Consider the following 13,650-nt stretch of genomic DNA (forward strand, 5'->3'; position numbering starts at 1 on the left):
CGAACGTCCCACACGAAAACCCGAGCGCCGCCACGGTCCACCGCGCCCCGTCGCCGTGGCTCACCGCCCACCGGACCACTGGCTCACCCCACAACGGAACACCGGCCCTCACCGAGCGCAATATGCACTCAAGCGCAAGTTGCGGGTGAGCGAACGGATGGCGTGCCGTCTGGTCGGGCTGAGCCGTTCCGCGTACCGGCGACCGCTCAAGGGCGACACGGTCACGGACCCGGATCGGGCGCTCAGGGAGTGGCTGCGCGCCTGGGCGAAGGACCATCCCCGCTACGGGTATCGGCGGGCGTATCACGACGCCCGCGCCGAGGGCTGGGTGGTGAACCACAAGAAGGTCCAACGCCTGTGGCGTGACGAGGGGCTCCGGGTCCCGCAGCGGCGTCGAGGCAAGCGCGTCGGATCTTCGACCATCGACACGCCGACGGCGGACGCGCCGAACGTGGTGTGGGCGGTGGACTTCCAGTTCGACGCCGACGAGCAGGGCAGACCGATCAAGATCTGCTCGATCGTCGACGAGCACACCCGGGAGTGCATCGGCGGACTCACCGAACGATCGATCACCGCGGACCGGCTCACCGCCCACCTCGAGGACCTCGTCGCCGCCCGGGGCGCCCCGGCGGTGCTCAGGTCGGACAACGGGCCGGAGTTCATCAGCGAGGCGATGGCCGACTGGGCCGGCACCCGCACCGGCCTGTCCTACATCCCTCCGGGCTCGCCGTGGCGCAACGGGTACGTCGAGTCGTTCAACAGCCGGATCCGCGACGAGTGCCTCAACATCAACAGCTTCTACTCGCTGCTGCACGCACAGGTCATCATCGGCGACTGGAAGGACGAGTACAACCACCACCGCCGGCACTCCTCGCTCGGCTACCTAACCCCAGCCGAGTACGCTCGGCAGTGCACCCATCAAATGGAAACCGACGACTCACAGAACGTCCGGACCGAATGAAGGGGGCGGCTCAGCCAGGCTTCAGAGCGCTGCCCGCTTGCCGGATCAACTCAATCGGGTCCGGTACGTGTTCCAACACGTGCCACATAGCCACAGCGTCGAAGCGGTGGTCGGGATTCATCTTCAGGAACTCAGATAGATCAGTCGGTCGCACGTCCACTTCGAGTTCCCTCGCGTGGGAGGCCGCCCACTCGCTGGGCTCCACGCCGATGGCGAGGTAGCCAGCGTCTTCGGACACCTTGCAGAACTCGCCCGTTCCCGCCCCCACTTCGAGCACTTCACCGTGCGGCGCATACAGTTGCATCCACTCCAGCCGAGTTTGGGCTTCCTTCAGCCACGTGGCACGTCGTGCGAGTCGCGAGCCCTGATACCGCTCCTCCCAGAGTCCGTCTCCGGTGACATCGCGACCGGGGGGCGGCCACACCGTCACCGTCCCGCACTCCAGACAACTCAAGACAGCAGGGGCCGTGGACGGTGTGCCGCTGCCCAAGTCGCTTCCGCAGCAGGCGCAGGCCGTTCCTGGGGGCACCACAGTGGGAATGGCCGCGGTCAGTTGCGGCGCGGGTCCTGCCGCGTCCATGGCCTCAGGTCGCACAGTACGGGACCGAGCCAGCCGCCGAGCAACTCGCTTCGCTCGACTGAGGAGCGTTCGGCCCACGTTCAACCTGCGCGGACGTGGTGCGCTAGGGCTCGGCTTGATCCACCTGTGCCACTTGGCGACCAACTTCTGCTGCGTCGCTTCGAAGTCAACCACGTCCCCGTAGCCACCCTTGGTCCTGTGAAGAACCTCTATCGGCTCGACCAAGACCCGCAGCCCTGCCTCCCTCGCCGCCAGACAAACGTCCACGTCATAGCCGTGAAAGCCGCCACAAGCGAGTGGGTCGAAGTCCAGCCTTTCCACTGCGGCAGGCGAGAGAATCAACATGAGGCCGTCCACGACGTCCACGTCCGCACGACGCGACCCGAACGCGACGAGCCCACGGCTCTCATAAACTAGGCCGTGGAGCGATCTGGCCTCCCACCACTCGGCCGATCGAAGCCCGGAGCCCCCGATGACACCCACGACGCCTGCACTGCGCAGTTGAACGGCTGCCAGAACCTTGGCGCGAAAGTTCGGGTCGATGACTTGGACGTCGTCATGCATCAACACGACGGCCTCCACGTCGGGAAGACCTCGCGCTCTGTTCAGGATTTTGTTGTAGATGGTGGCGATCCCGGATGTTCCTGACCGAGCGTCGATCACGTCGGAGGGCTTCAAAGCGGTCTCCAAGGAGGGTAGAACGACGCTGCGGTACCTGTCCCCGTCGCCCGAAAAGCAGATCCCTATCAGAATCACTGTCCACCTCCATAGAACCCGACGTACCAGTCTGTGAACCGCCGCAATCCCTCGCGCAACGGTGTCGAGGGCTCGAACCCGATGGCATCCTGCAGTTGGGTGGTTGACGCGTACGTCGCGGTGACGTCGCCGGGTTTCAGCGGCTCGAAAACCTTCTCGAACTCAACGGGGGCCCCAAGCGACTCACCGAGGCATTCCTCCAAGGTGGCGATGAAGCCCATCAACGGGTGCGGCCTGCTGTTTCCGATGTTGTAGACCGTGTGAGGAGCAGCCTCGGAGGGGAGATGATCCACCAATTTGAGAATCGCTTCAACCACATCGTCGACATAGGTGAAGTCCCTCGAGAGGTCGTTCTCAGTCTGACCGTTGTTGTAGACGTGGATGGGCTCGCCGGCGAAGTACTTGTCCACGAAGCTGAAGTAGGCCATGTCGGGGCGCCCGAACGGGCCGTAGACGGTGAAGAAGCGCATGCCGGTGGCACGAAGCCCGAAGAGATGACTGTACGTCTGCGCCAAGAGTTCGTCGGCCCTCTTGGTTGCCGCGTAAAGCGACACGGGCTGGTCCACCCGATCTGACTCCTCGAAGGGGGTCTTTGTGTTGGCCCCGTACACCGAACTGGACGAGGCATAGAGCAGGTGCGTCACCGGGTTGGCTCGGCAGGCCTCGAGAACGTTGAAGAAACCGACGACGTTGGATTGGATGTAACTTCGCGGGTTCTCCAGCGAGTAGCGAACGCCCGCTTGGGCGGCCAGGTGAATCACTCGGGAGGGGCGGAACTCGGCCCAGATCCTCGGCAACAGCGCTTCGTCCGCGAGATCGCCCTGCACGAAGCGGAACGCCGGCAGCTCGGTGAGCCTCTGCAGCCGGGCCAGCTTCAGCTCGACGTCGTAATACGCGTTGAGGTTGTCGACCCCGACCACGTGGTGTCCTCGTGACAGCAGTTCTCTGCTGACGTGATACCCGATGAAGCCGGCGCATCCGGTGACCAGAATGAGATCGTCAGCCAACGCCGGACCCGCGATGGCCGCTGCGACATCTTGTCCCGGCATCCCCGCAGCTCCGTCGGTCATCGGCTTCTCCTTCGTGGCGCGGGTCCGGCGTTCTGTCATCAGAGCCTCATGCCTTCGGCTGACCGGGCCAGTACGTTCTTCACGTCGTACGACACGTGGCCCGCGTCTCGACCGAACCGCCGTACGGCCGCGGCGTCCATCGCCTTGAACTGCCGATGCGCCACAGCCAGCACGACACCGTCGTAGGCGCCGGCGTCCGGCTCTGCGACCAACTCGATGCCGTAGTGCACCCGTGCCTCATCCGGGTCCGCCCACGGGTCGTGGACGTCCACCGTGATGCCGTACTCCTCCAGCTCCACGATGATGTCCACCACGCGGGTGTTCCGCAGGTCCGGAGTGTTCTCCTTGAACGTCAGGCCCAGGATCAACACACGCGCACCCTTGACCGGGATCCCCTCCTTCGTCATCCGCTTCACCAACTGCGACGCGACGTAGGCGCCCATCGAGTCATTCAACCGGCGCCCGGCCAAGATGATCTCCGGGTGGTAGCCCACCTGCTGCGCCTTGTGGGTCAGGTAGTACGGGTCCACGCCGATGCAGTGTCCCCCCACCAGACCGGGCCGGAACGGCAGGAAGTTCCACTTCGTGCCAGCGGCGACCAAGACGTCCTCGGTGTCGATGCCCAGCCGGTTGAACAGGATTGCGAGCTCGTTGATCAGCGCGATGTTCACGTCGCGCTGGGTGTTCTCGATCACCTTCGCCGCCTCGGCGACCCTGATCGACGGCGCCAGGTGCGTGCCGGCGGTGATGATGCGGCGGTACAGCGCGTCGACGAACGCAGCCACCTCGGGCGTCGACCCCGAGGTCACCTTCACGATCGAGTTGACGCGGTGCTCCTTGTCGCCCGGGTTGATCCGCTCGGGGCTGTAGCCGACGAAGAAGTCCTGGTTGAAGCGCAGGCCGGAGACGCGTTCGAGCACCGGCACACACTCCTCCTCGGTGGCGCCCGGGTAGACGGTCGACTCGTAGATCACCACGTCGCCGGGCTTGAGCACCTTCGCGATCGTGTCGGTGGCCGACAGCACCGGGGAGAGGTCCGGCTGCTTGTGCTCGTTCACCGGGGTGGGGGTGGTCACGATGAAGACCGTGCAGTCCGCGATGTCCTGCGGGTCGGCGGTGAACGTGAGGTGCGCGGCCTCGGCAAGCTCGGCGTCCGACACCTCCAAGGTGCGGTCGTGACCGCCCTGCAACTCAGCGACGCGCGAGCCCTTGATGTCGAACCCCACCACGGGGAACTGCTTCGCGAACTCGGCCGCCAGCGGCAGCCCCACATACCCGAGCCCCACCACGGCGATCCGGACGTCGTCCACCTGCTGCATCGTTCCCCTCATCCTCGCTTCACCAACGCCCCGGCACGCCCACCACGACGACGGCCTCGGGCACGTCCTTCGTCACCACGGCGCCCGCTCCCACCACGACGCGCTCCCCCAACGTCAGGTTCTGCAGCACCGTCGCGGCAGCACCCACCAAAGTTTCGGCCCCGACGACCACCTCGCCGGAGATCACCGCGGCCGGGTTGATCGAGACGAAGTCCCGCAGATCGGCGTCGTGCCCGATCGTCGCGTTCGGGTTCACGTGCACGTGGCGTCCGAGCCGCACGTTGTTCGAGACAGCAGCCCCCGCGCACACCACGACGCCCTCGTCCAGCACCACCTGGGCACCGAAGGTCGCCGACGGGTGGATCGCGGTGAACGCGCGCAGTCCTGCGGCGTCCATCTCTGCGACCAGGCGGCGCCGGACGCCGGGGCTGCCGATCCCCATCACGTAGGCAACGGAACCGGGCTCGGTGGCCAACCACTCGGCACGCGTACCCAAGAAGGCCACATCCCGCGCCGCGAGCCGCTCGCGATTGAGCTCCGAGATCCCGTCGTCCACCACGCCCAGCACGGTCAGGTCGGCGCCGGCGGCGACCATGGCGTCCAGCACGTCGAGGCACTCGCGCCCGAACCCGGACGCGCCGACCACGACCACCGGCTCGGTCATCGGGCCGGCCCTTGGAACTCGGCCATCGTCACGTGACCTTCGGCGCTGATCCCCCGCCGCAGCAACACCACGGCGACAGTCTCCCAGAGGATCCGCAGGTCGAGGGCGAAGGACCGGTGGTCGACGTACTCGACATCCAGGGAGAGCTTGTCGTCCCAGTCGAGGCCGTTGCGACCGCGCACCTGAGCCAGGCCCGTCACGCCCGGGCGAACCTCGTGCCGGCGTGCCTGCTCGGCGGTGTAACGCTCGAGGTACTGCACCAGCAACGGCCGCGGCCCGACGAGGGACATGTCGCCCTTCACCACATTCCACAGGGTCGGGAGCTCGTCGAGGCTCGTCGCCCGCAGGAACTCCCCCAGCGGGGTCAGGCGGTCGGCGTCCGACACCCGCTCGTCGTCGGGCAGCAGCATGGTGCGGAACTTCACCAACTCGAACACCCGGCCGTCCTTGCCCGGGCGCGGTTGCCTGAACAGCACGGGACGACCGTGGACGGCCAGCACCACGCCCGCCAGCACGGCCTGAAGGGGCAACGAGGCGACGAGCCCGACCGATCCCCCCACGAGGTCCAGCACGCGCTTGAGGCGGTCGTACGGCCTACGCATGGAGCCCCACACCGGGCTCGACGGGCTCGACCGACCGGCTGAGGAAGGGAGCCAGGGCCGCATCGATCCGGCCCATCTCCGCGTCCGTCAGCACCGATCCGCTCGGAAGGGACAGGCCCGTCTCGAAGAGCCGTTGGCTGGTGCCGTTGACGAACGTCCGTGCTCCGGCGAACACCGGCTGGAGGTGCATGGGCTTCCACAGGGGGCGGGCCTCGATGTCGGCCTCGGCCAGCGCCAGGCGCATATCCTCCGCCGAGAAGCCGGCTGCGTTCGGGTCGACGAGGATCGAGGAGAGCCAGTGGTTGTCCCCTTCCGAGGGCTCCCCGAACAAGGTGACGCCCGGGACGCCGGCGAACAGCATCCTGTAATGGTCGCGTAGGGCGCGGCGACGCTCCATCATGGCGTCGAGGCGCGCGAGCTGAGCTCGTCCGAGTGCCGCCAGCAGGTTCGACAGCCGGTAGTTGTAGCCGATCTCGGTGTGCTCGTAATGCACCACGGTCTGCCGCGCCTGGGTGGCGAGGTGGCGCACGCGAGCCGCGAACGCCGCATCGTCGGTCAGGAGGGCTCCCCCACCCGAGGTCGTCATGATCTTGTTGCCGTTGAACGACACGGCCGCCGCGACGCCGTGGGACGCCGAGGGTCGTCCGTCGCGCATCGCACCCAACGACTCGGCGGCGTCCGACAGCACCGGGACGCCGTGGGCGTCCGCCACCGCCGCGATGCGGGGATGGTCGGCCACCTTGCCCAGCAGGTCCACCGGCACCACGGCACCCAGACGTCGCCCCTCGGACGCCAGCGCGTCCAACGCCTGGGCCAACAAGTCGGGATCCATGTTGCCGGACTCGTCGCAGTCGACGAACACCGGCTCGGCGCCGGTATAGGTGATGGCATTCGCCGTGGCGGCGAAGGTCATCGTGGCTGTGACGACGACGTCACCGGGCCGCACCCCGAGCACGAGCAGGCCCAGGTGAAGGGCCGCCGTGCCGGACGACAACGCCACGGCGTGCGCGCGCCCACACCGGGCCGCCAGTTCAGCCTCGAAGGCGTCGACCTCAGGCCCCAGGGGGGCGATCCAATTCGAGCGGAAAGCCCGCACGAGGGCGTCCTCCTCGGCCTGCCCGACGTCGGGGGACGACAGGTAGATGCGGGCTGGTCGACTCAAAGCGCTCGCCTCGGCTGGTGGACGATCTCGAGTTCGCCCCAGCAGTCCGCCGCCAGGATCTCGCCGGGGGAGATCGCCGGGACGGACACCTGCGAGATGAGGGGGTGGCCGGATGCGGCGTGCTCCTCCCCTTGGCTGAAGAGGACCTCGTGGAGCTTCTCGCCGTGGCGAAGTCCGGTGAAGACGATCTCGATGTCGCCCCGATCGGCCTCGTCGAGGAGTCGCTTCGCCACGTCGAGAATCTTGACAGGCTCCCCCATGTCCAACACAAGCGCGTCGCCCGGTTGGCCGATCGCGCCGGCCTGGAGAACGAGCTCACACGCCTCCGGGATCGTCATGAAGTACCGCGTCACATCGGGGTGCGTGACGGTCAGGGGTCCACCGCGCGCGATCTGGGCACGGAAGGCATCGAGGACCGAGCCTCGCGACCCCAAGACGTTCCCGAAGCGCACCGACAGGTACGGACGCCCCGTCTCCTCCGCGAAGTGGGCCGTGAGTCGCTCCGCGATCCGCTTGGTCTGACCCAGCACGGCCGTGGCGTCCGCGGCCTTGTCGGTCGAGATGTTGACGAAGCGCTCGACATCCACGACATGGGCGGCGTTGAGGACGTTGAGCGTACCCAGCACGTTCGTCTTCCACCCCTCGTCGGGGTATTGCTCCAGCATTGGGAGGTGCTTCAGCGCCGCGGCGTGGAACACGACTTGGGGGCGGTGCCGACGGAAGACCTTCAACAGGGCCTCCGCGTCGCGGATGTCGCACAGCACCATGTCGTCGGAGTCCAGCAGTCCCTGTCCGTAGATGGACAACTGGACGGCGTGCAGGGCGGATTCGTCGCGGTCGAGCAGCAGCAGCTTGGCCGGCCCCATGTTCTTGAGTTGGCGAGCGAGTTCGGAGCCGATGGAACCACCCGCGCCCGTGACGAGGACGACCTTGCCGGACACGTAACCGCTGATCTCGGACAGGTCGGTGTGGATCTGTCGCCGGCCCAGGAGATCCGCCACGTTGAACTGACGAAGCTTGTCCAGTTCGACACGCCCGTCGATCATCTCGCGCACGGGGGGCACGACGACCAGCTTCAACCCGAGGGCCTTGCATCGAGCATCGAGGTCGGCCAAGAACTGCGGCGACGCGGAGGTCACGGCCAGGATCACTGACTCGGCCTCGGTGTCGGACGCGATGCGCTCCAGCCGGTCTCCCTTGCCCAGCACGCGGTAGCTGCGAACCCGCAGGAAGCGCTTCCCCGGATCGTCATCCAGGTAGCCGATGATCGAATAGGGCGGCTCCTCGGCGGTGTCCACCAGCTTGGCGACCTGCGACCCGGCTTCACCTGCCCCATAGATCAGCGCACGGGTGGCCTGGCCCTTGGCCCTGCGCAGGTCGTCGCTGTAGAAGGCCCGGAACAGGACCCGACCCGTCACCATGCCGATCAGGGCGATCGCGGGGACGGTCACGGCAACCGCTCGCGAAAAGTCGTGGTTGAGCAGGAAGGCCGCGGCACCTGCCACGAGCGCCGCCGCCACGACGACGACCCCGAGCAGGCTCACCTCGCCGTAGCTGCCGAGCCGGGAGCGCCCGAGGTACAGGTGGGCCAGGAGACCGAAGGTGGCTTGGCAAACCATGGCAACGGCGACGTACTGCAGGTTCTGGACCCACCGCTCGGGAGACAGGGAGAGGTCGAAGCGGAGCAGGACGAGCAGCGCCAGAGCAACGAGCCACATGGCGAGGTCCCAAGCGACCACACCCGTCCTGCGCACAGCGATCTTGAACAACACGCGGTGTTCCCCTCTGGCCGGCGATCATCTCTGCTCTAAGAAGATCCCCCTCAGGATAAGGCCCAACTCACGCTGAGCAAAACGACGTTGTAGAACACGGACGGCCGGCATCACCACTTGTCAGACTGTGTTGCCTTGTCCCAATCAGGCTGTTCCAGGAGGGGAGAACGTCCCCGGGGGGACGCGTTCCCTCCCCTCCAACCGACGGGTTCCGGGCATGGAAAAACCCCCTCCGGGTGGTGCCGGAGGGGGTTTTCGTAGCCCCGACGGGATTCGAACCCGCGCTACCGCCTTGAGAGGGCGGCGTGCTAGGCCGCTACACAACGGGGCCAGCACTGGCGCCTTTCAGCGCCTCGGAAAACATTACCAGAGGGTGGTGCCCACTGGAAAATTGCCTTCCAGCAGGGGTACTAGGACTCGAACCTAGACTAACGGAACCAGAATCCGGCGGGCTGCCAATTACCCCATACCCCTATGGCTCCTCGGGTCTCGGCTGGTTGGCCCCAGCCTCCTCCGTGGAAACGCTGGCCCGAAGGCCAGCGAGAGAACACCTTACCCGAGGCGGGCGTCCGGCTCAAACTGAGCGTCCCCGGTGCCGCTTCCGGGCCGTGTCGAGCGTCGGGGTGGTGGTCTCCGGACGGTATCCACGAGCCAGCAGCCACACGATCAGGGTGAAGAACGCGAAGCGGCCGACGTCCCAGGCTGCGGCCGCCCACGTGACCTCGGTGATCGCCTTGACCTCCGCCATCGAACTGGTCAGGGCCGCCAGACCGAAGGCGCTCACGTTGTTGGCGACGTGAGCGGCGATGGCCGCCTCAAGGCCCCCGGTCCGGACGACGAGCCAGCCGGCCAGCACCCCGAAGGCGAACCGGTCCGCCACGATGGCGGCGTTGGTCGAGGCGTGGAACACGGTGAAGACCGCCGCCGAGATGACGATCCCGAACCAGGGCGACGACACCAGCGACCCGAGCGACTGCATCAGGTAACCGCGGAAGAAGTACTCCTCGGCCGCCGCCTGCAGGGGCGTGGTGACGAGCATCACGAGGATGAACCACAACGCGCCGGCCTGCGGCGTGAGGGCCCAGTTCGGTCCGCCGGGGGACGCCATACCCTGCACCAGCAGCACGAGCCACAGGGACACGAACCCGACGGCCAAGGTGATCCAGAACCAGCGCCAGCGGATGCGGCCCAGCACGGACGAGAGGTGGCCCGGACGCACGCGGTGCACGAACAACACGAGCCCGAAGGAGATCGGGATCAACATGGCCAGCCCGAGGTGCCCCACCGCGAGCCCGAAGGGGACCTCGTACGCGACGAGCATCCGATAGGTGTCGGTGAATTCACCGGGGCGTCCGACGGCCAACCAGTAGAGCAGGGCAAGACCCTGGGACACCACCGGAGTGGCCACCATGAAGCTGAGGACGCCCAGCAGGACGCCCATCAGGGACACTGCGGGCGACGCCTTGGGCGTCCGCAGCACGTGCGGGTAGTCGATGCCCGCCGGAACCGGCTCGGTCGCGAGGTTGGCCAACCCCCTCAGGGCGATCATTCCGCGGCGACGACCGGGTTGCTGAGGGTCCCGATGCCCTCGATCTCGACGTTGACCACGTCGCCGGGCTCGATGCGCCCCACGCCCTCGGGGGTGCCGGTCAGGATGACGTCGCCGGGCAGCAGCGTGGTGAAGGACGACACGAACGACACCAGCTCCGCGATGCCGTGGACGAGGTTGGCCGTGGTCGAGTTCTGCCGCTCGACGGTCTCGCCATCACGGGTGACCGTGACGCGCAACGCGAGGTCGGACGCCTCCTCGAGGCTCAGGTGCGTGACGATCCACGGACCGAGCGGGCAGAAGGTGTCGAAGCCCTTGGCCCGACCCCACTGACCGTCCTTCTTCTGCAGGTCGCGGGCGCTCACGTCGTTGGCTGCGGCGTAGCCGAAGATGACCTCAGGGACGCGGTCCACCGGCACGTCCTTGCAGATGCGACCGATGACGATGGCCAACTCGCCCTCGTGGTCGACCGCTTGGGTCTGCCTCGGATAGATGATGGGCTCACCCGAACCGATCACGGACGTGTTCGGCTTCAGGAACGTCATCGGCTCGGCCGGAACCTCGTTGCCGAACTCGGCCGCGTGGGCGGCGTAGTTCCGGCCGATCGCCACGATCTTGCTGCGCGGGATGACCGGCGCGACGAGGCGCACGTCACCCAGCGACAGTCGCTCGCCGGTGTACTGGACGGCCGTCACCAACGGGTCCCCGTTCAGCACCTGAATGGAGTCGGGGTGTCCGCCGTGGTCCTCGGCGAGTTCGACGGTTCCGTAGGCGATGGTGTCGTCATGGACGAATCGGGCGATGCGCATGGGATGAGGTTACCGACCGCCGCGTCAGTTCTTGGCGACGATCCCGCCACCCTTCGCGAGCCGGCGGTTGCGCTGCCACGTGTCGAACCCGTTGGGGTACCGCACCTTGAGGCCACCCAGGGTGATCCGCCCGCGCACGACCACGAGCGGGAACCGCCCGGTGGGCCGCTGGGGCACCGTGCTCCGGAGCCCACCCAGGCCCTTCGTGATGTGCTCCACGTCCGCCCCCCACCCCTCCGGGAGGACCAGCACGACGTCACCGGCCCCGCCGATCAGATGGATGTCGATGACGTCGTGGCTGACCCGGGCATCCACGAAGTTGAGCTTCACGTTGGACGCCACCGGGTTCAACTCCAGGAACGGCGGCACGAGCCAGGGCCCCGCGCGGACGATGTCCTCCCAGCGGGCGGTCAGGACGAGCGGGTTCTGCCATGTCTCGCCCGGTTCGGAAACCGGCGCGAAGCCCACCGGGACGGAATTCAGGGTCAGGTGCAGACGTTCCGGCCCCACGAGGTCGGCCAGCAGTGGAACGAGGTCCCCGCGCGTCTTGGCCGCGAGGGCACCGCTGATGCGCTCGTCCAGCTCCGCCAACGTGAGGCGTCCGTCACCCGCTGCCTCACGCAGGGTCTCGACGGCCTTGTCGCGCTCGGCATGGCCGATACGGATCGAGTCCTGCTCCGTCATGGCGCCACCCTACCCAGCAGCCGAACCGCTCACCGGGCGATCAGGCCCCACTGGTAGGCGTCGTGCAGGGCCTCCCACGATGCCTCCACCACGTTCGTCCCCACACCCACGGTCGTCCACTGACGCTGGCCGTCGCTGGTGTCGATCAGGACGCGCGTGATGGCGTCCGTACCGTGCGCCGACTCCAGGATCCGGACGCGGTAGTCGACGAGCTCGAACGTATCCACCTGCGGGTGGCTGGGCGTCAGCGCACTGCGCAGCGCCTTGTCGAGGGCGTTCAGGGGGCCGAAGCCCTCGCCGACGCGGGAGACGGTCTCACCGTCCACGCGGACCTTCACCGTCGCCTCGGAGTCACCCTCGTCGGTCACCTCGTCGGACGTGAGGGCGCGCCACTTGAGCACCTCGAACTGCTTGTCCAACTGGCCGGTCTCGTCCCGGACCAACAGCTCGAAGGAGGCGTCCGCCGACTCGTACGAGTAGCCGGCCATCTCGCGCTCCTTGACGACCTCGGTGATCTTGGCGGCCAAGTCCCGGTCGGAAAGGTCGAAGCCCAGCTCGTCCCCCTTCATCTGGATGTTGGCGCGACCGGCCATGTCCGAGACGAGCATGCGCATGTCGTTGCCCACCAGCCTGGGGTCGGTGTGCTGGTAGAGGTTGGCGTCCACCTTGATCGCGGACGCGTGGAGCCCGGCCTTGTGCGCGAACGCCGACTGGCCGACGTAGGGCTGGCGTGCGTTCGGCGGCACGTGGGTGATGGCGGCGACCGCCTGGCTGACGGACGTCGCCCGCGCCAGGTTCTCCGGCGGCATGACCGACCACCCGTACTTGAGCTGCAGGTTGGCCGCGACGGTGATCAGGTCGGCGTTGCCCGTGCGCTCGCCGTGCCCGTTCATGGTGCCCTGGACGTGCATCGCCCCCGCGTCCACCGCGGCCAGCGTGTTGGCCACCGCGCAGCCGGTGTCGTTGTGGCAGTGGATGCCCAGGTCGACACCGACGGCGCCCGCGGCCGAGACGACCTCCCCCATCCACGCGGGCAGCATTCCACCGTTCGTGTCGCACAGGACGACGACCTCGGCTCCGGCGTCGGCCGCGGTCTTGACGACCTCGAGTGCGTAGGAGGGGTTGGCGCGATAGCCGTCGAAGAAGTGCTCGCAGTCGAGGAACACGCGCCGGCCCTCGTTGACGAGGAACGTCACGGTGTCGGTGATCATGGCCAGGTTCTCGGCCAGGTCGGTCTTCAGCGCGCGGTGCACGTGCTCGTCGTGGCTCTTCGCCACGAGGCAGATGTACTCCGTCTGGGCGTCGAGGAGCGCCCGGGTCAGGGGGTCGTCCGCCGCCTTGCCCCCCACGCGGCGGGTCGAGCCGAAGGCCGTCAGCTTGGCGTTCTGCAGTTGCAGCTGGCCGGACGCCGCCGCCGCGAAGAACGCCGTGTCATTCGGGTTCGCGCCCGGCCATCCACCCTCGATGAAGCCCACGCCCAGCTCGTCCAGGAGCCGCGCGATGCGCAGCTTGTCCTGCACCGTCAGGCGCAGCCCCTCCTGCTGCGCACCGTCGCGCAGCGTGGTGTCGTACAGGTGAAGGACATCGGGGGCGCCGGGGTTCGTCGTCATGGGCGGGCCTTTGCAGTCGAAGAACTGGGTGGGTAGTCGCGAGTATCGCCGCGATCGCGGGGCCGGCACACGAGGTCTCGCCGGGCGAGACTCGCCGCGGGGGCCCACCGCC

Annotated in this window: 11 protein-coding genes, 2 tRNA genes and 1 pseudogene; 1 reads left to right on the forward strand and 13 read right to left on the reverse strand. The window is 67.5% G+C overall.

The window, feature by feature from the left end; genetic code table 11:
• Positions 1–121 precede the first annotated feature (121 nt).
• Positions 122–961, forward strand: a pseudogene (locus tag AC5YDV_RS09570) (IS3 family transposase); the annotation flags it as partial.
• Positions 962–971: 10 nt separating this feature from the next.
• On the opposite strand, the gene AC5YDV_RS09575 reads toward AC5YDV_RS09570, so the two are convergent.
• The 13 genes from AC5YDV_RS09575 to cimA all read right to left on the reverse strand — a co-directional run bounded on the left by AC5YDV_RS09575 (position 972) and on the right by cimA (position 13,538).
• The gene (locus tag AC5YDV_RS09575; protein WP_496183304.1) at positions 972–2,297 is read right to left on the reverse strand and encodes a methyltransferase domain-containing protein; all 1,326 of its coding nucleotides are present in this window, start codon (positions 2,295–2,297) and stop codon (positions 972–974) included.
• Positions 2,294–3,367 carry an NAD-dependent epimerase/dehydratase family protein gene (locus AC5YDV_RS09580; RefSeq protein ID WP_496183305.1) on the reverse strand — a complete coding sequence of 358 codons (1,074 nt, stop codon included), beginning with the start codon at positions 3,365–3,367 and terminating at the stop codon, positions 2,294–2,296. Before AC5YDV_RS09580 ends, AC5YDV_RS09575 begins: the two co-directional genes overlap by 4 nt.
• A gap of 38 nt (positions 3,368–3,405) precedes the next feature.
• Positions 3,406–4,686, reverse strand: coding sequence for a Vi polysaccharide biosynthesis UDP-N-acetylglucosamine C-6 dehydrogenase TviB (tviB, locus tag AC5YDV_RS09585; RefSeq protein ID WP_496183306.1), 1,281 nt, complete (start codon positions 4,684–4,686; stop codon positions 3,406–3,408).
• A gap of 19 nt (positions 4,687–4,705) precedes the next feature.
• Positions 4,706–5,350, reverse strand: coding sequence for a NeuD/PglB/VioB family sugar acetyltransferase (locus tag AC5YDV_RS09590; RefSeq protein WP_496183307.1), 645 nt, complete (start codon positions 5,348–5,350; stop codon positions 4,706–4,708).
• Entirely contained in the window at positions 5,347–5,952 is a 606-nt protein-coding gene (locus tag AC5YDV_RS09595) for a sugar transferase (protein ID WP_496183308.1), read from the reverse strand. Before AC5YDV_RS09595 ends, AC5YDV_RS09590 begins: the two co-directional genes overlap by 4 nt.
• A complete protein-coding gene (locus tag AC5YDV_RS09600; protein ID WP_496183309.1) occupies positions 5,945–7,114 on the reverse strand; it encodes a DegT/DnrJ/EryC1/StrS family aminotransferase in 1,170 nt (389 codons plus the stop codon). The genes AC5YDV_RS09595 and AC5YDV_RS09600 overlap by 8 nt, the downstream gene beginning before the upstream one ends.
• Positions 7,111–8,886, reverse strand: coding sequence for a polysaccharide biosynthesis protein (locus AC5YDV_RS09605; RefSeq protein WP_496183310.1), 1,776 nt, complete (start codon positions 8,884–8,886; stop codon positions 7,111–7,113). Before AC5YDV_RS09605 ends, AC5YDV_RS09600 begins: the two co-directional genes overlap by 4 nt.
• A 258-nt stretch (positions 8,887–9,144) precedes the next feature.
• Positions 9,145–9,217, reverse strand: a tRNA-Glu gene (locus AC5YDV_RS09610).
• A 71-nt stretch (positions 9,218–9,288) separates the two neighbouring features.
• Positions 9,289–9,360, reverse strand: a tRNA-Gln gene (locus AC5YDV_RS09615).
• A 100-nt stretch (positions 9,361–9,460) separates the two neighbouring features.
• Positions 9,461–10,435, reverse strand: a complete 975-nt coding sequence (locus tag AC5YDV_RS09620) for a CPBP family intramembrane glutamic endopeptidase (protein WP_496183311.1) — start codon at positions 10,433–10,435, stop codon at positions 9,461–9,463.
• Positions 10,432–11,244, reverse strand: a complete 813-nt coding sequence (locus AC5YDV_RS09625) for a fumarylacetoacetate hydrolase family protein (protein WP_496183312.1) — start codon at positions 11,242–11,244, stop codon at positions 10,432–10,434. The genes AC5YDV_RS09620 and AC5YDV_RS09625 overlap by 4 nt, the downstream gene beginning before the upstream one ends.
• A 24-nt stretch (positions 11,245–11,268) precedes the next feature.
• On the reverse strand, positions 11,269–11,928 hold the full coding sequence (locus tag AC5YDV_RS09630; protein ID WP_496183313.1) for a DUF1707 SHOCT-like domain-containing protein: 660 nt from the start codon (positions 11,926–11,928) through the stop codon (positions 11,269–11,271).
• 29 nt (positions 11,929–11,957) lie between these two features.
• Positions 11,958–13,538, reverse strand: a complete 1,581-nt coding sequence (cimA, locus tag AC5YDV_RS09635) for a citramalate synthase (RefSeq protein WP_496183314.1) — start codon at positions 13,536–13,538, stop codon at positions 11,958–11,960.
• Positions 13,539–13,650 lie beyond the last annotated feature (112 nt).

This window comes from Propioniciclava sp. LT432 (assembly GCF_059515965.1).